Here is a 17,989-nt window from a genome sequence, read left to right as displayed (position 1 = left end):
ACATGTTAAGCATTAAAGATTTACAGGTTAGCGTGGAAGAGAAAGAGATCCTGCGTGGCCTCAATTTTGACGTCAAACCGGGTGAAGTTCACGCCATCATGGGGCCAAACGGCTCCGGGAAAAGTACGCTTTCAGCGACGCTGGCAGGACGCGAAGATTATGAAGTTACCAGCGGCTCCGTTGAGTTTAACGGCAAAGATCTGCTGGAGATGTCGCCGGAAGAGCGTGCCGGCGAGGGCATCTTTATGGCCTTCCAGTATCCGGTGGAAATTCCGGGCGTCAGCAACCAGTTCTTCCTGCAAACCGCGCTGAACGCGGTGCGCAAGTATCGCGGCCTTGAGGCGCTGGATCGCTTTGACTTCCAGGATCTGATGGAAGAAAAGATTAAGCTGCTGAAAATGCCGGAAGATCTGTTGACCCGCTCGGTAAACGTGGGTTTCTCCGGCGGTGAGAAGAAACGTAACGATATTCTGCAAATGGCGGTTCTGGAACCGGCGCTGTGCATTCTCGATGAGACCGATTCAGGGCTGGATATCGATGCCCTGAAGATCGTTGCCGATGGGGTGAACTCCCTGCGTGACGGCAACCGCTCATTTATCATCGTGACTCACTATCAGCGAATTCTGGACTACATCAAACCGGACTATGTCCACGTGCTTTACCAGGGACGCATTGTGAAATCCGGTGACTTTACGCTGGTTAAACAACTGGAGGAGCAGGGTTATGGCTGGCTTACCGAACAGCAGTAATGCACTTCAGCAGTGGCACCGGCTGTTTGAAGCGCAGGGTGGAGCGCGCTCTGAACAGGCTCAGCACCATCTCCAGCAGATGCTGCGTCTCGGTTTACCGACGCGTAAACATGAGAACTGGAAATATACCCCGCTGGATGGCCTGCTGAACGGCGAGTTTGTCACCCGTCTGGCGCAGGTCAGCCCCGATCAGCGCGACATGCTGGCGCTGACCGTGGATGCCGTGCGTCTGGTGTTTGTCGACGGTCTGTTCCGTGCGGAGCTGAGCGACAGCGTGCAGGAGAGCGGGTTCGATATCGTCATTAACGATGAACGTCAGTCGCTGAACGCGCCCGTTCAGCCTGAAGTCTTCCTGCACCTGACAGAGAGCCTGTCGCAATCTGTCACCCATATTCGCGTTAAGCGTAACCAGCGCCCGGCGAAACCGCTGCTGCTGATGCATATCACCCAGGGCGTTGAGGGTGATGAGATTAACACCGCCCACTATCGCCACCATCTTGAGCTGGCAGAAGGGGCGGAGGCGACGGTGATCGAGCATTACGTCAGCCTTAACGACACCCGTCATTTTACCGGTTCGCGTCTGACGATGAACGTGGCGGCCAATGCCCAGCTGCACCACATCAAGCTGGCGTTTGAGAATCCGCTCAGTCACCACTTCGCCCACAACGATATTCTGCTGGGCCAGGATGCCGCGGCGTACAGCCACAGCTTCCTGCTTGGCGGCGCGGTGCTGCGCCACAATACCAGCACCCAGCTGAACGGTGAAAACACTACGCTGCGTATTAACAGCCTGGCGATGCCGGTGAAGTCAGAAGTGTGCGACACGCGCACCTGGCTTGAGCATAACAAAGGCTACTGCAACAGCCGTCAGCTGCACAAAACCATCGTCAGCGACAAAGGACGTGCGGTGTTTAACGGCCTGATCAACGTGGCGCAGCACGCCATCAAAACTGACGGGCAGATGACCAACAACAACCTCTTGCTGGGACGTCTGGCAGAGGTGGACACCAAACCACAGCTGGAAATCTATGCGGACGACGTGAAATGCAGCCACGGCGCGACGGTCGGGCGTATTGACGATGAGCAGATGTTCTACCTGCGCTCGCGCGGGATAGACCAGCAGGCCGCGCAAAAGATGATTATTTACGCCTTTGCGGCTGAGCTGACGGAAGCGCTGCCCGATGGCGGACTTAAACAGCAGGTGCTGGCCCGTATCGGTCAGCGTCTGCCTGGAGGCGAAGCATGACATTTCCCGTAGAGAAAGTCCGGGCAGATTTTCCGGTACTGACCCGTGAAGTGAACGGTCTGCCGCTGGCCTATCTCGACAGTGCGGCCAGCGCGCAAAAACCAAATCAGGTGGTGGATGCGGAAGCCGAGTTTTACCGCCACGGTTATGCGGCGGTACATCGCGGGATCCACACCCTGAGCGCCGAGGCGACCCAGCGCATGGAAAACGTGCGCACTCAGGTTGCGGCCTTCCTCAACGCGCGTTCGCCGGAAGAGCTGGTATTCGTGCGCGGCACCACCGAAGGGATCAACCTGGTGGCTAACAGCTGGGGTAATGCGCAGGTGCACGCGGGGGATAACATCATCATCACCCAGATGGAGCACCACGCCAACATCGTGCCCTGGCAGATGCTCTGTGAGCGTGTGGGGGCGCAACTGCGGGTGATCCCCCTGAATGAAGACGGCACGCTCCAGCTGGAAAAGCTGGACGCCCTGCTGGACGACAGAACGCGGCTGGTGGCGGTGACCCACGTTTCAAACGTGCTGGGGACGGAAAATCCGGTGGCGCTGATCGTCGACAAAGCCCATCAGGTTGGTGCGAAAGTGTTGATTGATGGCGCCCAGGCGGTGATGCACCATGCGGTTGACGTTCAGGCCCTGGACTGCGATTTCTACGTCTTCTCCGGGCACAAGCTGTATGGCCCGACGGGCATCGGCGTGTTGTATGTGAAAGAGGACATTCTCCAGGCCATGCCGCCGTGGGAAGGGGGCGGGTCAATGATCGCCACCGTCAGCCTGACGGACGGCACAACCTACGCCCGTGCGCCCTGGCGCTTCGAGGCGGGTACGCCCAACACGGGCGGGATCATCGGGCTGGGCGCGGCCATTAGCTACGTCACTGAAACGGGGCTGGCGGCGATTCAGGAGTACGAACAGCTGCTGATGCATTATGCCTTGCAGGAGCTGGCCAGCGTCCCGGATCTGACCTTATATGGTCCTGCTGACCGTCTGGGTGTGATAGCCTTCAACCTCGGCAAGCATCACGCCTATGATGTGGGCAGTTTCCTTGATAATTACGGCGTCGCTGTGCGTACCGGGCATCACTGCGCGATGCCGCTGATGGCGTATTATCAGGTACCGGCCATGTGCCGCGCATCGCTGGTGATGTACAACACAACGGAAGAGGTCGACAGACTGGTGGCGGGACTAAAACGTATTCACCAGCTGCTTGGCTAACGGAGAGGCGAGAGATGGCAGATTTGCCGGACAGAGATAAATTGCTGCGCAACTTTGGGCGTTGCGCAAACTGGGAAGAGAAATACCTTTATATCATCGAGCTGGGTCAGCGCCTGCCGCCGCTCAGCGAAGAGGCGCATAACCCGGACAACATCATTCAGGGCTGCCAGAGTCAGGTCTGGATCCTGATGCAGCAGACGGATGAAGGCGTAATTGAATTACAGGGTGACAGCGATGCCGCCATTGTGAAGGGGCTTATTGCCGTCGTATTTATTCTTTATCACCAGATGTCGGCGCAGGATATTGTCGCCTTTGACGTTCGCCCGTGGTTTGAAAAAATGGCCTTAACCCAGCACCTCACCCCGTCCCGATCCCAGGGGCTGGAAGCGATGATCCGCGCCATACGCGCCAAAGCCGCAATCCTTAGCTAAACTGACAGAACAGCATTCATTCTGTTTCGCGGGGTGGTTTCCACCTCGCTGGTTTTTCAGCTTTCTGACGTTTGGTCAGTGAATAAGGAATCTCAGCATGAAGCGCGCGCCTCTAATAACTCTATTACTCCTTGGTTCGCTCAGTGCTGTTAATTCAGCCAGGGCGGTTGATTATCCTTTACCGCCCGCAGGCAGCCGCCTGATTGGGCAAAACCAGACATACACCATTCAGGAAGGTGACAATAAACTTCAGTCTATCGCTCGTCGCTTTAATACCGCCGCACAGCTCATCCTTGAAACCAATAATACCATTGCACCGGTGAACCCTGCGCCAGGAACGGTCATTACGATCCCTTCCCAGATGCTACTGCCAGACACCGAGCGCGAGGGCATTGTGGTGAATCTGGCGGAGCTGCGTCTTTACTTCTATCCGCCAGGCGAAAATATCGTGCAGGTCTATCCGCTGGGTATTGGTCAGCTTGGGCTGGAAACACCGGTCAGCACCACCCGTGTGAGTCAGAAAATCCCTAACCCTACCTGGACCCCCACAGCGGGCATCAGAGCGCGCTCACTGGCCCAGGGCATTAAACTGCCGCCTGTGGTACCCGCAGGGCCAAATAACCCGCTGGGGCGCTTTGCGCTGCGTCTGGGCATCGGGAATGGGGAATATCTTATTCACGGCACCAGCGCGCCGGACAGCGTAGGGCTGCGGGTCAGCTCGGGCTGTATGCGGATGAACGCGCCGGATATCAAAGCGTTGTTTGAGCAAGTGCGCGTCGGCACGCGGGTGCAGATCATCAATGAGCCGGTGAAGTTCTCCGTCGAGCCGGACGGCAAACGTTATATCGAAGTGCACAGGCCGCTGGCGCAGGCTGAGGGTGAAAACCCACAGACGGTGCCGTTCACGCACTCGGCGGCGTTTACCGCCTTTGCAGCGGAATCAGGTAGCGATAAAACGCTTATCGATAAAGCCCTGGCGCGCAGAGCGGGGATCCCGGTGGCCGTTTCAGCAGGCAATGGTTCGTCAGCCAGCAATTCTGTCCTGTCGGTGCAGAACAGTCGTGTCTCAGCGGCGGTGGCGGAAGGCGAGGGAGAGAAAGCGCTTCAGTAGAGGTTTGACGAAGGCAAAAAAAATGGCGCACAATGTGCGCCATTTTATTAACAGGTACTATTACTTACGGTATTTAGTAGCCTGGTTGTCCAGACGCTGGTTAGCGCGAGCTGCGTCGTCTTTAGCAGCCTGAACGTCGGAACGCATTGCGTTCACGTCGTTGCTCAGCTGGTCAACTTTAGCGTTCAGAGTCTGAACGTCAGAAGACAGCTGATCGATTTTAGCGTTGCTGGAGCAACCTGCCAGCAGAGTAGAACCCAGGATTACCGCGCCCAGTACCAGTTTAGTACGATTCATTATTAATACCCTCTAGATTGAGTTAATCTCCATGTAGCGTTACAAGTATTACACAAAGTTTTTTGGGTTGAGAATATTTTTTTGATGGGATTACGCCTATTTTTGATCGTTCGCTCAAAGAAGCAACGAAATCGGCAATTTTGACGAAAAAGCTATGTTAAAAAAGGCATTTTTCATCGGATTCATCTTAGATAAATCGCGATTAAATAGAAAAACCCGATTTGCTTTTTGAATAGTTCTGGTTAAAGGCGGGAATAAAAAAAGCGCCCCGAAGGACGCTTTTTAACAAAACAATAATTTGTTCGTGAAATATTACAGCACGTGGACAGATGCCGTGTTGGTTGTGCCGCTTGGAACCAGCGCGCCAGAAACCATAACCACCACGTCGCCTTTCTGAGCCAGGCCACAATCAACCAGTTCCAGCGCCACTTCTTTACCCAGACGATAGAAATCATCGGTAGAGGCAATCTCTTTCACCAGGTGTGGGATCACACCTTTGCTCAGCACCAGCTGACGCGCGGTAGTTTCGTTGGTGGTCAGCGCCAGAATGGTCGCATCCGGGAAGTATTTACGCACGGCACGCGCAGATTTACCGCCCTGGGTCGCCACGACAATCAGTGGGGCTTCCAGTTTTTCAGCGGTTTCTACCGCACCACGGCACACGGCTTCGGTGATGCGCAGTTTACGGCTGTCGTTGTTGTAATCCAGACGGCTTTTCATCACGCGGTCGGTACGTTCACAGATGGTCGCCATGATGCTGACCGCTTCCAGAGGGTATTTCCCTTTTGCAGATTCGCCAGACAGCATAACGGCATCGGTACCGTCGAGGATGGCGTTCGCCACGTCGCCTGCTTCAGCGCGAGTAGGGCGTGGGTTTTTGATCATGGAGTCCAGCATCTGCGTTGCGGTGATAACCACTTTACGCGCGCGAACACATTTCTCGATCATCATCTTCTGCGCGAAGATCACTTCTTCAACCGGGATTTCAACGCCCAGGTCGCCACGCGCAACCATGATACCGTCAGACGCTTCGAGGATTTCGTCGAAGTTGTTCAGGCCTTCCTGGTTTTCGATCTTGGAGATGATCTGGATGTTTTCGCCGCCGTGCGCTTTCAGGTGCTCACGGATCTCAACCACGTCAGAACGTTTTCGGATAAAGGAGGCAGCAACGAAGTCCACGCCTTGTTCGCAGCCGAAGATCAGGTCTTGTTTGTCTTTTTCAGCCAGCGCTGGCAGCGCAATGGACACACCCGGCAGGTTAACGCCTTTGTTTTCGCCCAGATCGCCGTTGTTCAGCACTTTACAGATAACCTTGTTGCCTTCGATCGCGGTCACTTCCATGCCGATCAGGCCGTCATCTACCAGCACGGTGTTGCCAACAGACAGATCGCTGGTGAAGCCTTCGTAGGTCACGGCAACGATTTCGTTGTTACCCACAACGGATTTGTCGGTGGTGAAGGTGAAGGTCTGGCCCGCTTTCAGGGAAACGTCGTTACCGCCTTCTAGTTTGATGGTGCGGATTTCAGGACCTTTGGTGTCGAGCAGGATTGCCGCTTTTTTCCCGGTCTTGCTCATCACGTTGCGCAAGTTCTGGATACGCTGACCGTGTTCAGCATAGTCGCCGTGGGAGAAGTTCAGACGCATCACGTTCATGCCGGCATCCAGCATTTTGCTCAGCATCTCTTCGGATTCGGTTTTCGGGCCGATAGTACAAACAATTTTCGTCTTTTTCATGACAGTCTTAGTCTTTAAGTTGGGAAGGATATGGAAATCTCGCTCCGGGGGCGCACCGCCGCGGAGTCAAACCTGTGTTGCGAAAGAGTATATGACACGCACTAAGAATAGGTGACATCAAATGAGCGTGCAGAAGAAAGTGTGCCTGAGTGCCAGCCCAACGAAGGAGAGGAGAAGTTGTACGTTGTTTTTTGTATTCCAAGCGCTGAAACCATTCACCAGGGATTTGGCGCACATTATACGCTGATTTACAGTAAAAAGGAAAATGGAAACAGCGTTTCAAAACAATCTGTGCAGATTCACATAAGTTTGTTATCAAGGCGTTAAGGTCTAATGTCATCTTATGACGGCAGGCGCAACGCCCGCCGTTTTTTGCTCACTTTTCCAGCGCCTGCTGAAGGTCGGCGATCAGATCCTTCGCATCCTCAATCCCCACCGACAGGCGGATAAGCTGCGGCACAATGCCGTTTGCAAGACGCTGCGCCAGAGGTATGGAGGCGTGGGTCATGCTGTAGGGCTGGCTCACCAGACTCTCCACACCGCCCAGACTTTCCGCCAGGGTAAAGAGCGTAAGATGACGGATCACCTCTGCCGCGCGTTGCACATCGCCTTTAATCACAACGGAGATCATGCCGCCCGGCAGCGCCATTTGTCTGCGTGCCAGCGCATACTGGGGATGTGACGCCAGCCCGGGATAGAACACGCGGTCTACCTGCGGATGCTGCTCCAGCCATTGCGCAATTGCCAGTGCGTTGGCGCTGTGCTTCTCAACGCGCAGAGAGAGGGTGCGAATCCCCCGCAGCGTCAGGAAACTGCTGAACGGATCCAGAACGCCGCCAACCGCGTTTTGCAGATAGCCCAGACGCTCCGCGAGATCCTTATTTGCCCCGACAACAGCCAGCCCGGCAACCACGTCTGAATGACCGTTGAGATATTTAGTGGCGGAGTGGACCACTATATCGAACCCCGCCTCCAGCGGCCGGTGAATGACCGGGGAGGCGAAGGTATTATCCGCCACGCTGATCGCATTATGGCGCCGGGCAATGTCCGCGATGGCCTCCAGGTCGGCCAGTTTCAGCAGCGGGTTCGTTGGCGTTTCCACCCAGATCATGCGGGTGTCCGGGCGAATGGCGGCCTCAAGCCCGGCTACATCGTCCGGCTTAACCCAGCTCACCTGTAACCCGGTGCTGCGCTTGCGCACGTTTTCGATCAGGCGATACGTACCGCCATACACGTCGTCAATGGCGACGATATGGCTGTCTTTATCCAGCAGTTCGAGCACGGTGGAAATGGCTGCCAGCCCTGACGCGAAAGCGTACCCGCGCGTGCCGACTTCCAGTTCGGCGATGGCGGTCTCCAGCGCGTGGCGGGTTGGATTGCCGCTCCGGGAGTATTCGTAGCCGGTATGTTCACCCGGTGCCGGTTGCGCAAACGTCGACGTGGCGTAAATTGGCGGCATCACGGCGCCGTGCGGGTCGTGATACTCACCGCTGTGAACGCTGAGGGTGGCCAGGTTTTTCATCTTTTGCTCCTTTTATTTTGTCAGGCGGTTACGCCAGGCGGTGAGTACGTCACTGCGTGTGATCAGACCCAGAAAGCGATCTTCGTCATAAATAATCGCCACCAGGCCACGGTCAAAGATGGCGTACAGGGCGCTCTCCGGGGCCTGCTTATCCAGATATTCGACCTGACGCGTCATGGCTGCCGTCACGGGGAGAGAGAAGCGATCGGCATCTCCCCCGATGTGTCGCAGCAGGTCCCACTCGTCGATGATGCCGACGACCTTGTCGTTATCGAGCACCGGCAGCTGGGAGATGTCGTACAGGCGCATGCGGGCCAGCACGGTGGAAAGCGTGTCGTCCGGGGCGGCAGTCACCGTCGCGCCTTCATCGTGGCGCAGGGCAATATAGTCCGAGAGATCGCCTGCCTGCGGACGCGAAATCAGCCCCTGCTGGCGCATCCAGTCGTCGTTGAACATCTTCGAGAGGTATTTATTGCCGCTGTCGCAGGCGAAGGTGACCACACGTTTTGGCGCAGTCTGCGCCTGGCAATATTTCAGCGCCGCCGCCAGCAGCGTGCCGGTGGAAGAGCCCGCCAGGATCCCTTCCGTTTTTAGCAGATCGCGGGCGGTGGTGAACGCCTCGCCATCGGTAATGCGCCAGGCGCGGTTAACCCCTTCGATGTGCGCCAGCGGAGGGATAAAGTCTTCGCCAATCCCCTCAACCAGCCACGATCCGGCATCGTGATGGCGTCCGGTCTCAACCTGGTCCGCCAGCACCGACCCGGCCGGATCGGCAAGCACAAATTCCGTCTGCGGCGAATGTTCTGCAAACCACGCCTGTAAGCCGCCCAGCGTACCGCCGGACCCCACGCCGACGACGATGGCATCGATCTGGCCGTCAAGCTGTTCAAACAGTTCCGGTGCGGTAGTGGTGCGGTGCGCCAGCGGATTGGCCGCGTTATTGAACTGATCAATATAAAACGCGCCTGGCAGTTCGTTCGCCAGCCGCCGGGCATAATCCTGGTAGTAGGCCGGATGCCCTTTATTCACATCTGAACGGGTCAGCACGACCTGCGCCCCTAACGCGCGCAGGTGGAAAATCTTCTCGCGGCTCATTTTGTCCGGCACCACCAGGATCAGCGAGTAGCCCTTCTGCGCCGCAATCAACGCCAGCCCCAGGCCGGTGTTCCCCGCCGTGGCTTCAATAATGGTGCCGCCGGGCCGTAGCTGGCCCGTACGCTCGGCTTCATTAATCATCGACAGCGCGACGCGGTCTTTAATCGAGCCGCCGGGATTCTGGTTTTCCAGCTTCAGAAACAGCGAGCAGGGGCCGGTGTCCAGCTTGTGCAGCTGGATGAGCGGCGTACGGCCAATCAGTTCGGTGACGGAGTGGTAAAGCGTCATGGTCATGTCCTGTGAAGAGGTGATGACCGGATGATAGAACCATGAAATTTTCTCAATAAAGAACCTTTCACTGAGTTTTAGAACGGAAAGGAATAATCCTTGTGTTTTCAGATGGAAAGACAGCAAGACGTAAAGTTGTCCGGATGTGAGGATGGCTATATCCGCATAAAGTGCTGCAAAATTAGCCGATTTCGTCGGGTGAGTAAGACCTGATATGCAAATGGCAGATAATTATTGCTGATATTCATCTAAATGCTTTTCACCCGCCAGTTCGCTGCTTATTCCTGAGCATTATAAGAAATTCTTTTTTGGTCATTTAAAAGCTGATAACGGCTGTTTACTATCTTTTGGACATCCATACTGCTAAACCGCTATATGCGAAACGGATAACGAATAAGAATGATTGTACTCAGCAATATTTCGAAGGTTTTTGACAACGGGAAACAGGCGCTGACAGCCGTAGATAACGTCAACCTGACGATAGAGCAGGGACAGATTTACGGGATCATCGGTTACAGCGGGGCCGGGAAAAGTACGCTGATCCGTCTGCTGAACGGTCTGGAAAAGCCCAGCGCCGGCAGCGTCACCATTAACGGTCAGGATATCTCCGCCGCGAAGGGAGAAGCGCTGCGTCAGGCACGCCTGAAAATCAGCATGGTGTTCCAGCACTTTAACCTGCTCTGGTCGCGCACGGTGAAGGAAAATATCGCCTTTTCAATGCAAATTGCCGGTGTGCCAAAAGCGCAAATTCAGGCTCGCGTTGCCGAGCTGGTGGAGCTGGTCGGCCTGAAGGGGCGCGAGAATGCCTACCCATCCCAGCTGAGCGGCGGGCAAAAACAACGTGTGGGCATTGCCCGCGCGCTGGCCAATCATCCGGACGTACTGCTGTGTGACGAAGCCACCTCGGCGCTGGATCCGCAGACCACCGATCAGATCCTCGATCTGCTCCTGGACATTAACCGTCGCTTTAACCTGACCATCGTACTCATTACGCATGAGATGCACGTGGTGCGCAAAATCTGCGACCGCGTGGCGGTGATGGAAAACGGCAAGGTGGTGGAAGAGGGGGACGTGCTGAGCGTGTTTACGCATCCGCAGCAGCCGATCACCCGGCAGTTTGTCCGCCAAGTGAGCCAGTACGCGGAGGAAGAGACCTTCAATACCGAACTGGCAAACGATCTGGAAGGCACGGTGATCAGGCTGACCTTCACCGGGCACAGCACGCACAGGCCGATCGTCGGTGAACTGACCCTGCGCTACGGCCTGCCGTTTAACATCCTGCACGGCAAAATGACGCAAACCGCCCACGGTGTTTTCGGGCAGCTCTGGGTGCACGTGGTGGCATCGGACGAACAACTGAACAATATCCTCGCCGACCTGAAGCAAAGCGATATTGAAGGCGAGGTAATCAAGCATGGCTGAAGAACTCTTTCCGCACCTGAAGTGGGCTCAGCTTTGGGCTGCAACCCAGGAGACGCTTTACATGACCGCGCTTTCCGGCGTGGCGACGTTTGTCCTGGGGATCGCGCTTGGTCTGGCGCTGTTTTTAACCGCCCGCGGCGGGTTATTCCACAACCGCACGGTCTACAGCGTGATGTCGATTGTGGTGAACGTGTTCCGCTCGATTCCGTTCATCATTCTCATCGTTCTGCTGATCCCGTTCACCAAGACCGTTGTGGGGACCATTCTCGGCGCTAACGCTGCGCTGCCCGCCCTGATTGTGGGCGCGGCGCCGTTCTACGCCCGTCTGGTCGAGATTGCCTTGCGAGAAGTAGACAAAGGAGTCATTGAGGCCACGCGTTCGATGGGCGCGCGGCTGAGCACGTTAGTGTTTCGGGTTTTATTGCCGGAATCTTCACCCGCACTGGTTTCAGGTATGACGGTGACGCTGATTGCGCTGGTGAGCTACAGCGCAATGGCAGGGGTGATAGGTGCCGGCGGTTTGGGAAATCTGGCTTATCTGGAAGGATTCCAGCGCAACCATGGTGACGTCACGCTGGTGGCAACGGTGACCATTCTGATCATCGTGTTCATTATCCAGTTCTGCGGCGATGCCATTACTTCACTGTTTGATAAACGCTAATAAATACACACAGGAACCACATCATGAAAAAGACACTGACACTGATCGCCGCCGCAACCCTGAGTGCCCTGAGCTTTGCCTCCTGGGCGGACACGCTCACCGTGGGGGCGTCCAACACCCCGCACGCGGAAATTCTGGAGCAGGCTAAGCCGATTCTGGCGAAGAAGGGGATCGATCTGGAGATTAAACCGTTCCAGGACTACATTCTGCCAAACACGGCGCTGGCGGGGCATGACATTGACGCCAACTATTTCCAGCACATCCCTTACCTGAACAGCGTCCTGAAAGATCATGCGGGCGATAAGGATTATGACTTTGTCAGTGCGGGCGCAATCCACATTGAGCCGATCGGTATCTATTCGAAAAAATACAAATCGCTGAAGGATCTGCCGGAAGGCGGCAAAATCATCATGCGTGATGCGGTTTCCGAGGAAGGGCGTATTCTCTCCATCTTCGAAAAAGAGGGCGTGATCAAGCTGAAGCCAGGCATCGATAAAGTGACCGCGCGCATCAGCGATATCGTGGAGAACCCGAAAAAGCTGCAATTCACCCCTAACGTTGAGGCATCTCTGCTGCCGCAGATGTACAACAACGACGAAGGTGCTGCGGTGGTGATCAACGCCAACTACGCAATTGATGCCGGTCTGGATCCGGTGCACGATCCAATTGCGGTTGAAAGCGGTGAGAATAACCCGTACGCCAACATCATTACCGTTCATCGCGGTGACGAGAAGAAGAAGGATATCGTCGCGCTGGTGAACGTGCTGCACTCCAAAGAAATTCAGGACTGGATCCGCACCAAATACAAAGGCGCAGTCATCCCGGTAAACAACTAATCTCCTGATTTTCCAGACGAAGCCCGGCGAACTACACGCCGGGCTTCTTTTTTGTATCCAGCCGACGAATGATTTAAGCTGACGGTTTAGGGCAACGGAGTGATGGCAATGGGCAATGTGACCAAAGACGAAGCGCTTTACCAGGAGATGTGTCGGGTGGTAGGCAAGGTCGTTCTCGAAATGCGTGATTTAGGGCAGGAGCCGAAACATATTGTCATTGCGGGCGTTCTGCGTACCGCGCTGGCGAACCAGCGCGTTAAGCGCAGTGAGTTGACCACCAAAGCGATGGAAACGGTGGTTAAGGCGCTGGCCGGCTAACTCGCCAGCGCTTCGCGAGCAGCTCAAGCGAGCAGCAGAGCAGGTAATAGATCACACCCGTGAAGATAAAAATGGCCGCCGGGTAAATTTGCACCCGGTTGTTGATCTGTCCCGCCACCGTGGTCAGTTCAGGAACGTTCACGATAAACGCCAGCGACGTATCCTTCAGCAGGCTGATAAAAATCCCCACCAGCGACGGCAGAATATTTCTCAGCGCCTGCGGCAGCAGCACGCGCCACAGCGTTTGCTGCGTACTGAACCCTTGAGAAAGCGCGGCCTCATTCTGGCCCGACGGCAGGGCTCTCAGTCCGGCTAACACCGAATGCATCACCGCAGCCGCGGTAAACCAGGCCAGCGCCAGCGTGACGGTCGTCGCGCCCGGGAGATCCCTGCCGGTTATCAGTGGCAGCAGATACCACATCCAGAATATCACGAAGATCAGGGGGATCCCGCGAATCAACTCTGCCCACGCAAACAGCGCACTGCGCACCACGCCGGGATAGCGCCAGGCGACGCAAGCCAGCACAATCCCGCCGGGCAGGGCAAGCGCGGCGGCGCCTGCGGCCATCAGCAGTGAGAGCAGTACGCCGCCGGGTTCTCCCGCAGCCGCACGTCCCCAAAGCAGATAGTCCAGGTTTTCGACAATAACGTTAAATCCGGGGATCATGATTTTTCCTCCTGAATGGGGGCCGAGGCGCACCAGCACGCTTCCCGTCACTATCCCGGTAAGCAAGTAGAGCACCGTACCGACGGTAAAGGCTTCCAGTGCATGGGCGTTGTAACTTTCTATCTGGCGGACCTGGTAGGTCAGTTCGGCGAAGCCAATCCCGCTCGCGAGCGAGGAGAGCTTCATCAGGTTAAGGTACTGGCCAACGACGGGCTGCCAGGCGTTAGCGAGTCCCTGTGGCAGAAGAATGTAGCGAAACAGACGCCATGAGGAAAATCCCTGGGCGAGCGCCGCCTCCCGTTGCCCGGCAGGCACGGAACGCAGTCCCGATTCCACTTCTTCGATTAAAAACGCCGAGGTAAAGACGCCTAACCCCCAGGCGGAGCATAAAAACTCGGGCGTAAACCACCAGACGTCACCGGGCAGAATGGACCAGCTGTGGTCTGCGTTCACCGCGTCACGCAGCCCCTGCGGCAACCCGTTCCAGGCGGCGAAATACCAGAACAGCAGCTGTACCAGCAGCGGCGTATTGCGAAACAGCGATACCCAGCCGCTGACGATCACTGTCCCGAAACGTCCCCCGGAAAGCCGCAAAAGCATAATGAACAAGGCGAGCAGGCTGGCCAGCATAATCCCCGCCAGCGTCACCCACAGAGTGGTGAGAAATCCGGAGAGGATCCAGTGCAGGGGCTGTCCGGCCAGCACCCCCTGCCAGTCCAGAGCGGGCATTACAGTTGCTCCTGATGCAGCGGATCCAGCACTTTTTGCAGGAAACGCCTCGCACGGGGATGCGACGGTTGATTGAAAAATTGCGCCGGGGGCGCGGTTTCCAGAATTTTTCCGCCGTCGATAAAGACGATTCGATCGGCAATTTCCCGGGCGAACTGCATCTCATGGGTGACGACAATCATGGTGATCCCGCTGTGGGCGAGGGTTTTCATCACAAACAGCACTTCGCCAATCATTTCCGGGTCGAGTGCCGACGTCGGCTCGTCAAAGAGAATGATTTGCGGCGACGAGGCCAGAGCACGGGCAATCGCCACGCGCTGCTGCTGTCCGCCGGAAAGTTCAGCGGGGAAGCGGTGCGCCTTCTCCAGCATGCCGACCTTCTCCAGCAGCGCCAGCGCGCGCTCCTGGGCGGGCAGGGGTTTCCAGCCGTGAACGTGCTCCAGTGCCAGGGTGATGTTCTGACTGGCGGTAAGGTGGGCATAGAGATTGAACTGCTGGAACACAAACCCGACGCGGCTGCGTAACTGACGTAGCCTGCTGCCGGAAAGCTGTCCGGTCGGCTTGTGGTCGATCAGAATCTCCCCGCCGCTCAGGCTCTCAAGCTGGTTGATAAGCCGAATCAGGGTCGATTTTCCGGAACCCGAAGGGCCGAGAATGGCAACCACTTCACCCGGCATGATGGTGAGGTTAATGTCGGTTAAAACCGGATGGTCGCCGTAGCGTTTGTCCACATGGCGAAACTCAACGCTGGCCTGTTCCAGACGTGAAAAATCCGCGGCATTGGCCGCGGAGCGTGAAAATAAACCTGAGAGCATATTACCGGGCTTCTATTTTAAAGTTACGAGGCTGTGGAGCTGGGGTGCCTGGACCGAACCAGACGTCATAGATTTTTGCCGCCTGGCCGTTTTTCTCCAGGGTTACCAGCTCATCGTTAACGGCTTTCAGCAGCGCCGTTTCACCCTTTTTCACCCCCACGCCAATCTCTTCTTTACTGAGCAGGTCGGGCAGGATTTTGAAGTCGGCTTTATCCGGCGCCTGCGCCAGCAGACCGGCCAGAATGGTGCTGTCCTGGGTAATGGCCTGCACGTTGCCATTGCGCAGTGCCGTCAGCGCCAGCGGAATATCATCATAAGAGAGGACGCGGGACTGCGGAAAACGCTGGTGCAGCGCCTGTTCACCCGTCGTACCTTTTACGGCGCCAATGCGTGCCCGGCTATAGTCATCAAGCTTGTCCGGTGATTTTGCCGGAACCAGGAACTGCTGGCCGGTGACAAAGTAAGGCGTTGAGAAATCAATGACCTGTGCGCGTTCCGGAGTGATCGTGATATCCGCCACGATGAGATCCGCTTTTCCGGACTGTAGCAGCGGAATACGGTTAGCCGGATTAGTGGCGACCAGTTCAAGCTTTACGCCGAGCGATTTCGCCAGCGCTTTGGCGAAGTCCACGTCGTAACCCACGATCTCATGCGTTTTGGCATCAATCGAGCCAAAGGGTGGATTGGCATCAAACGTGGCCACTTTCACCACGCCTGCTGCCTTGATATCCGCCAGTCGATCGGCCTGCGCCTGCGCTGAAACCAGGCCCCAGGCTGCCACTAATCCCAGAACCTGCGCCCGTTTTTTAAACCCTTTCATTTTTGCAGCCATAGTCATACGCCATCCCGTTGTTTTTGTTTTACCCCGTTACGCTCCCATAAGGGAAAGCTATCGCCAAATAAGAAATCGTTCTTTGCTATGAGAAAAAAAGCATGTGTGAACAAGGTGTTAAAGAAGAGAGCAGACGGCGGGGCGCTATTTGCAGATCCTGCACATCGACAGTGGATTTTGATATTTCCCCCGGGCGCAATTTGGGTGTTTAACTGAGGACAGGTTAAGCGAGAAGGGTAATGACGATGAAAAAATGGATAAGCACGTTACGGCGGTTTTTTGCGCCCCGACCAGTGAATGCGGAGAACAGCGCGCAACGTGTTCTTGAGTCAATACTGCCTGTCGCCAGCCTGTATGGCGTGGACGTAGCCAACATCGACCCGGAGTGGTTCCATGATAAAACGTCACGCTGAACTGCGCCGGACGCGCGAAATGTACTGGAATGAGCTGTGCGTGGTGTCTGTAAAGCGAGGATGAAGGGAAAAATACCCAGGCAAATCCTCGGTAAATGATGGCCGTTTTGTTACCACTATCTCCTTTCACAGATGGAGATAATAATGAAACGGACAGTATTAACCCCCGCGCTTTCTGCCTCCGCACTTCTGCTTACCATGCAGGCGGTACACGCTGGTCCACAGACGCATGTTGTATGCAGTTATTCCCACACCCTCGGCGATGATGCCATTATGATGTTCGGCATGCCCAATGAGGCTATGCTGCACGATTTTTTTGGTAACGTGCACGCGGATGCTTACTCCAGCCGTGAATCTCTGCGTACCCAGGAAAAGACCACCTGCGATAACAAAGCAGACAGCTCGGCCTACTGGGCTCCGTCGCTAAAATTGCCGGACGGAACGGTAGTCAAACCCGCCTATCAAAAAACCTATTATCAGGCATCGAACGTTGACGCCTGGCCGCTTCATCCGTTTCCGCCGGGGCTGTCGCTGCTGGCGGGCGATCATCATGGCACCGCGCCAAATCCGCATATCACCTTTTTATGCGCCAATGGTAAGGGCTATACCACCAGAACGGGTGAAGTCTGCGGCTTACGCAAGGCGAAGGATGCCGTGCAGTTTAATATCGGCATTCAGTTCCCGAACTGCTGGGACGGGGTCAACCTGAAGCCCGCCCACGGCCTGGCTAACGCCACCTACGATACGAAAGGACAGTGTCCGTCCGCCTTCCCGGTGAAGATCCCGACGGTGAACATGAATATTGCGTACGTGCTCCCGACAATTAGCTCTCTGGATACCAGTAAAGTCCAGCTTTCCCTCGACCCCATCATGCATGGCAGTGAGCGTGAAGAGCGGTGGGGGAGCCTGTATACGGCGCATGCTGACTTCATGAACGGCTGGACGGAAGATGCCGCGCAATTTATGACCGACCTGTGCATGAACCGGGGAATGGATTGCGGCACCACCGTGCCGTATGGTTATTCAAAAGCGAAGGCTAACGTCTGGCTCAGCAGCATGGAACCGGCACTTTCACAGCCCGATCCCCAGGTCTTACTGGTGCAGGATAACTGGAAGAACGGTGGACGCACGAAAAACAGCGAAACATTGTCGCTGGTGAAGTTCAACATCCCTCCGCTGCCTGTCGGACAGGATCCTGCCAAGTTTAAATACCGCGTGAGAATTTATGGCGGGAAAGTGGAAACTGACGGTGCGGATCAAATCTTCTTCTATCCGGCGAGTAACGACTGGGAACCGGCCACCGTGAGCTGGCAGTCACGACCGTCCTGCAACTATCGCTCGGATGCGGTGCTGTACCTGAACCACTCCCGGGAATACCGGATGGTGGACGTGGATAAAGCGGTGCGCAAGGCGCTGGCAGAAGGGAAAACCGACATTTCGTGGTATATCGGCGGCGATCGTCAGGGAAATCACTATCAGTTTGAGACGGGGTCATCTCCCCAAAGCCTGATCCTGATGCTGACCGGGTTTAGCAAAACGCCGGAGATCTGATAGCGGGTAGCAAAAGGCATTCATAAAAAAAAAGCACCGGGGAGCCCGGTGCTTT

General features: G+C 55.9%; 18 protein-coding genes and 1 pseudogene. 11 read left to right on the top strand and 8 right to left on the bottom strand.

Annotated elements, in window-relative coordinates:
* The first annotated feature begins 2 nt into the window (after window positions 1-2).
* The 5 genes from sufC to ldtE all read left to right on the top strand — a co-directional run bounded on the left by sufC (window position 3) and on the right by ldtE (window position 4,754).
* The gene (gene sufC, locus H2Z33_RS21420) at window positions 3-749 is read left to right on the top strand and encodes a Fe-S cluster assembly ATPase SufC (RefSeq protein WP_003857736.1); all 747 of its coding nucleotides are present in this window, start codon (window positions 3-5) and stop codon (window positions 747-749) included.
* The gene (sufD, locus tag H2Z33_RS21415) at window positions 724-1,995 is read left to right on the top strand and encodes a Fe-S cluster assembly protein SufD (protein ID WP_023303546.1); all 1,272 of its coding nucleotides are present in this window, start codon (window positions 724-726) and stop codon (window positions 1,993-1,995) included. The genes sufC and sufD overlap by 26 nt, the downstream gene beginning before the upstream one ends.
* Window positions 1,992-3,212 (top strand): cysteine desulfurase SufS, encoded by a 1,221-nt coding sequence (gene sufS, locus H2Z33_RS21410; protein WP_063135076.1) that lies wholly within the window; start codon window positions 1,992-1,994, stop codon window positions 3,210-3,212. The genes sufD and sufS overlap by 4 nt, the downstream gene beginning before the upstream one ends.
* Window positions 3,213-3,226: 14 nt before the next feature.
* Window positions 3,227-3,643 carry a cysteine desulfuration protein SufE gene (gene sufE / locus H2Z33_RS21405; protein ID WP_017693566.1) on the top strand — a complete coding sequence of 139 codons (417 nt, stop codon included), beginning with the start codon at window positions 3,227-3,229 and terminating at the stop codon, window positions 3,641-3,643.
* A gap of 97 nt (window positions 3,644-3,740) precedes the next feature.
* Window positions 3,741-4,754 (top strand): L,D-transpeptidase LdtE, encoded by a 1,014-nt coding sequence (ldtE, locus tag H2Z33_RS21400; RefSeq protein ID WP_063135077.1) that lies wholly within the window; start codon window positions 3,741-3,743, stop codon window positions 4,752-4,754.
* A 60-nt stretch (window positions 4,755-4,814) separates the two neighbouring features.
* Here the strand turns inward: ldtE and lpp are convergent, their stop codons facing one another.
* From lpp to H2Z33_RS21380, 4 genes are all read right to left on the bottom strand, one after another.
* Window positions 4,815-5,051 carry a murein lipoprotein Lpp gene (lpp, locus tag H2Z33_RS21395; protein WP_001082307.1) on the bottom strand — a complete coding sequence of 79 codons (237 nt, stop codon included), beginning with the start codon at window positions 5,049-5,051 and terminating at the stop codon, window positions 4,815-4,817.
* 312 nt (window positions 5,052-5,363) lie between these two features.
* The gene (pykF, locus tag H2Z33_RS21390; protein WP_003857687.1) at window positions 5,364-6,785 is read right to left on the bottom strand and encodes a pyruvate kinase PykF; all 1,422 of its coding nucleotides are present in this window, start codon (window positions 6,783-6,785) and stop codon (window positions 5,364-5,366) included.
* A gap of 376 nt (window positions 6,786-7,161) precedes the next feature.
* Entirely contained in the window at window positions 7,162-8,307 is a 1,146-nt protein-coding gene (locus H2Z33_RS21385; RefSeq protein ID WP_063135078.1) for a trans-sulfuration enzyme family protein, read from the bottom strand.
* A gap of 12 nt (window positions 8,308-8,319) precedes the next feature.
* Window positions 8,320-9,690 (bottom strand): pyridoxal-phosphate dependent enzyme, encoded by a 1,371-nt coding sequence (locus H2Z33_RS21380; protein ID WP_063135079.1) that lies wholly within the window; start codon window positions 9,688-9,690, stop codon window positions 8,320-8,322.
* A gap of 399 nt (window positions 9,691-10,089) precedes the next feature.
* Between H2Z33_RS21380 and H2Z33_RS21375 the strand changes: the two genes are divergently transcribed.
* From H2Z33_RS21375 to fumD, 4 genes are all read left to right on the top strand, one after another.
* Window positions 10,090-11,112, top strand: coding sequence for a methionine ABC transporter ATP-binding protein (locus H2Z33_RS21375; RefSeq protein ID WP_017384622.1), 1,023 nt, complete (start codon window positions 10,090-10,092; stop codon window positions 11,110-11,112).
* Window positions 11,105-11,773 (top strand): methionine ABC transporter permease, encoded by a 669-nt coding sequence (locus tag H2Z33_RS21370; RefSeq protein ID WP_063135080.1) that lies wholly within the window; start codon window positions 11,105-11,107, stop codon window positions 11,771-11,773. Before H2Z33_RS21375 ends, H2Z33_RS21370 begins: the two co-directional genes overlap by 8 nt.
* A 23-nt stretch (window positions 11,774-11,796) precedes the next feature.
* Entirely contained in the window at window positions 11,797-12,609 is an 813-nt protein-coding gene (locus H2Z33_RS21365) for a MetQ/NlpA family ABC transporter substrate-binding protein (protein WP_063135081.1), read from the top strand.
* Between the two features lie 108 nt (window positions 12,610-12,717).
* Window positions 12,718-12,927 carry a fumarate hydratase FumD gene (gene fumD, locus H2Z33_RS21360; RefSeq protein ID WP_003857676.1) on the top strand — a complete coding sequence of 70 codons (210 nt, stop codon included), beginning with the start codon at window positions 12,718-12,720 and terminating at the stop codon, window positions 12,925-12,927.
* Here the strand turns inward: fumD and H2Z33_RS21355 are convergent.
* The 4 genes and pseudogenes from H2Z33_RS21355 to H2Z33_RS21340 all read right to left on the bottom strand — a co-directional run bounded on the left by H2Z33_RS21355 (window position 12,908) and on the right by H2Z33_RS21340 (window position 15,970).
* Window positions 12,908-13,594 carry an amino acid ABC transporter permease gene (locus H2Z33_RS21355; protein WP_063135082.1) on the bottom strand — a complete coding sequence of 229 codons (687 nt, stop codon included), beginning with the start codon at window positions 13,592-13,594 and terminating at the stop codon, window positions 12,908-12,910. The two genes, fumD and H2Z33_RS21355, sit on opposite strands and share 20 nt — an antisense overlap.
* A pseudogene (locus H2Z33_RS21350) lies at window positions 13,578-14,323 on the bottom strand (amino acid ABC transporter permease). Before H2Z33_RS21350 ends, H2Z33_RS21355 begins: the two are co-directional and overlap by 17 nt.
* Window positions 14,323-15,138, bottom strand: a complete 816-nt coding sequence (locus tag H2Z33_RS21345) for an amino acid ABC transporter ATP-binding protein (protein WP_015570698.1) — start codon at window positions 15,136-15,138, stop codon at window positions 14,323-14,325. The pseudogene H2Z33_RS21350 and the gene H2Z33_RS21345 overlap by 1 nt, the downstream one beginning before the upstream one ends.
* A 1-nt stretch (window position 15,139) precedes the next feature.
* Window positions 15,140-15,970: an ABC transporter substrate-binding protein gene (locus H2Z33_RS21340; protein WP_044488997.1), complete on the bottom strand. Its 831-nt coding sequence runs from the start codon at window positions 15,968-15,970 to the stop codon at window positions 15,140-15,142.
* Between the two features lie 245 nt (window positions 15,971-16,215).
* Here H2Z33_RS21340 and H2Z33_RS21335 point away from each other — a divergent pair, with 245 nt between their 5' ends.
* A complete protein-coding gene (locus tag H2Z33_RS21335; protein WP_032653328.1) occupies window positions 16,216-16,383 on the top strand; it encodes a hypothetical protein in 168 nt (55 codons plus the stop codon).
* A 144-nt stretch (window positions 16,384-16,527) separates the two neighbouring features.
* The gene (locus H2Z33_RS21330; protein WP_063135084.1) at window positions 16,528-17,934 is read left to right on the top strand and encodes a DUF1996 domain-containing protein; all 1,407 of its coding nucleotides are present in this window, start codon (window positions 16,528-16,530) and stop codon (window positions 17,932-17,934) included.
* Window positions 17,935-17,989 lie beyond the last annotated feature (55 nt).

It is taken from the genome of Enterobacter sp. YSU, from assembly GCF_016082135.1.
GTDB lineage: Bacteria > Pseudomonadota > Gammaproteobacteria > Enterobacterales > Enterobacteriaceae > Enterobacter > Enterobacter hormaechei_C.
Note: the sequence above shows the minus strand (reverse complement) of the source record. Positions and strands in the feature narration are given on the sequence as shown.

What these genes read in the sequence shown, in the direction of transcription:
- H2Z33_RS21330 (WP_063135084.1), top strand. Translation starts at nt 16,528, where the DNA reads ATGAAACGGACAGTATTAACCCCCGCGCTTTCTGCCTCCGCACTTCTG.
- H2Z33_RS21380 (WP_063135079.1), bottom strand. Translation starts at nt 9,690, where the DNA reads ATGACGCTTTACCACTCCGTCACCGAACTGATTGGCCGTACGCCGCTC.
- H2Z33_RS21355 (WP_063135082.1), bottom strand. Translation starts at nt 13,594, where the DNA reads ATGATCCCCGGATTTAACGTTATTGTCGAAAACCTGGACTATCTGCTT.
- sufC (WP_003857736.1), top strand. Translation starts at nt 3, where the DNA reads ATGTTAAGCATTAAAGATTTACAGGTTAGCGTGGAAGAGAAAGAGATC.
- ldtE (WP_063135077.1), top strand. Translation starts at nt 3,741, where the DNA reads ATGAAGCGCGCGCCTCTAATAACTCTATTACTCCTTGGTTCGCTCAGT.
- H2Z33_RS21340 (WP_044488997.1), bottom strand. Translation starts at nt 15,970, where the DNA reads ATGGCTGCAAAAATGAAAGGGTTTAAAAAACGGGCGCAGGTTCTGGGA.
- H2Z33_RS21365 (WP_063135081.1), top strand. Translation starts at nt 11,797, where the DNA reads ATGAAAAAGACACTGACACTGATCGCCGCCGCAACCCTGAGTGCCCTG.
- H2Z33_RS21345 (WP_015570698.1), bottom strand. Translation starts at nt 15,138, where the DNA reads ATGCTCTCAGGTTTATTTTCACGCTCCGCGGCCAATGCCGCGGATTTT.
- fumD (WP_003857676.1), top strand. Translation starts at nt 12,718, where the DNA reads ATGGGCAATGTGACCAAAGACGAAGCGCTTTACCAGGAGATGTGTCGG.
- lpp (WP_001082307.1), bottom strand. Translation starts at nt 5,051, where the DNA reads ATGAATCGTACTAAACTGGTACTGGGCGCGGTAATCCTGGGTTCTACT.
- H2Z33_RS21375 (WP_017384622.1), top strand. Translation starts at nt 10,090, where the DNA reads ATGATTGTACTCAGCAATATTTCGAAGGTTTTTGACAACGGGAAACAG.
- sufS (WP_063135076.1), top strand. Translation starts at nt 1,992, where the DNA reads ATGACATTTCCCGTAGAGAAAGTCCGGGCAGATTTTCCGGTACTGACC.
- H2Z33_RS21385 (WP_063135078.1), bottom strand. Translation starts at nt 8,307, where the DNA reads ATGAAAAACCTGGCCACCCTCAGCGTTCACAGCGGTGAGTATCACGAC.
- H2Z33_RS21370 (WP_063135080.1), top strand. Translation starts at nt 11,105, where the DNA reads ATGGCTGAAGAACTCTTTCCGCACCTGAAGTGGGCTCAGCTTTGGGCT.
- pykF (WP_003857687.1), bottom strand. Translation starts at nt 6,785, where the DNA reads ATGAAAAAGACGAAAATTGTTTGTACTATCGGCCCGAAAACCGAATCC.
- sufD (WP_023303546.1), top strand. Translation starts at nt 724, where the DNA reads ATGGCTGGCTTACCGAACAGCAGTAATGCACTTCAGCAGTGGCACCGG.
- sufE (WP_017693566.1), top strand. Translation starts at nt 3,227, where the DNA reads ATGGCAGATTTGCCGGACAGAGATAAATTGCTGCGCAACTTTGGGCGT.
- H2Z33_RS21335 (WP_032653328.1), top strand. Translation starts at nt 16,216, where the DNA reads ATGAAAAAATGGATAAGCACGTTACGGCGGTTTTTTGCGCCCCGACCA.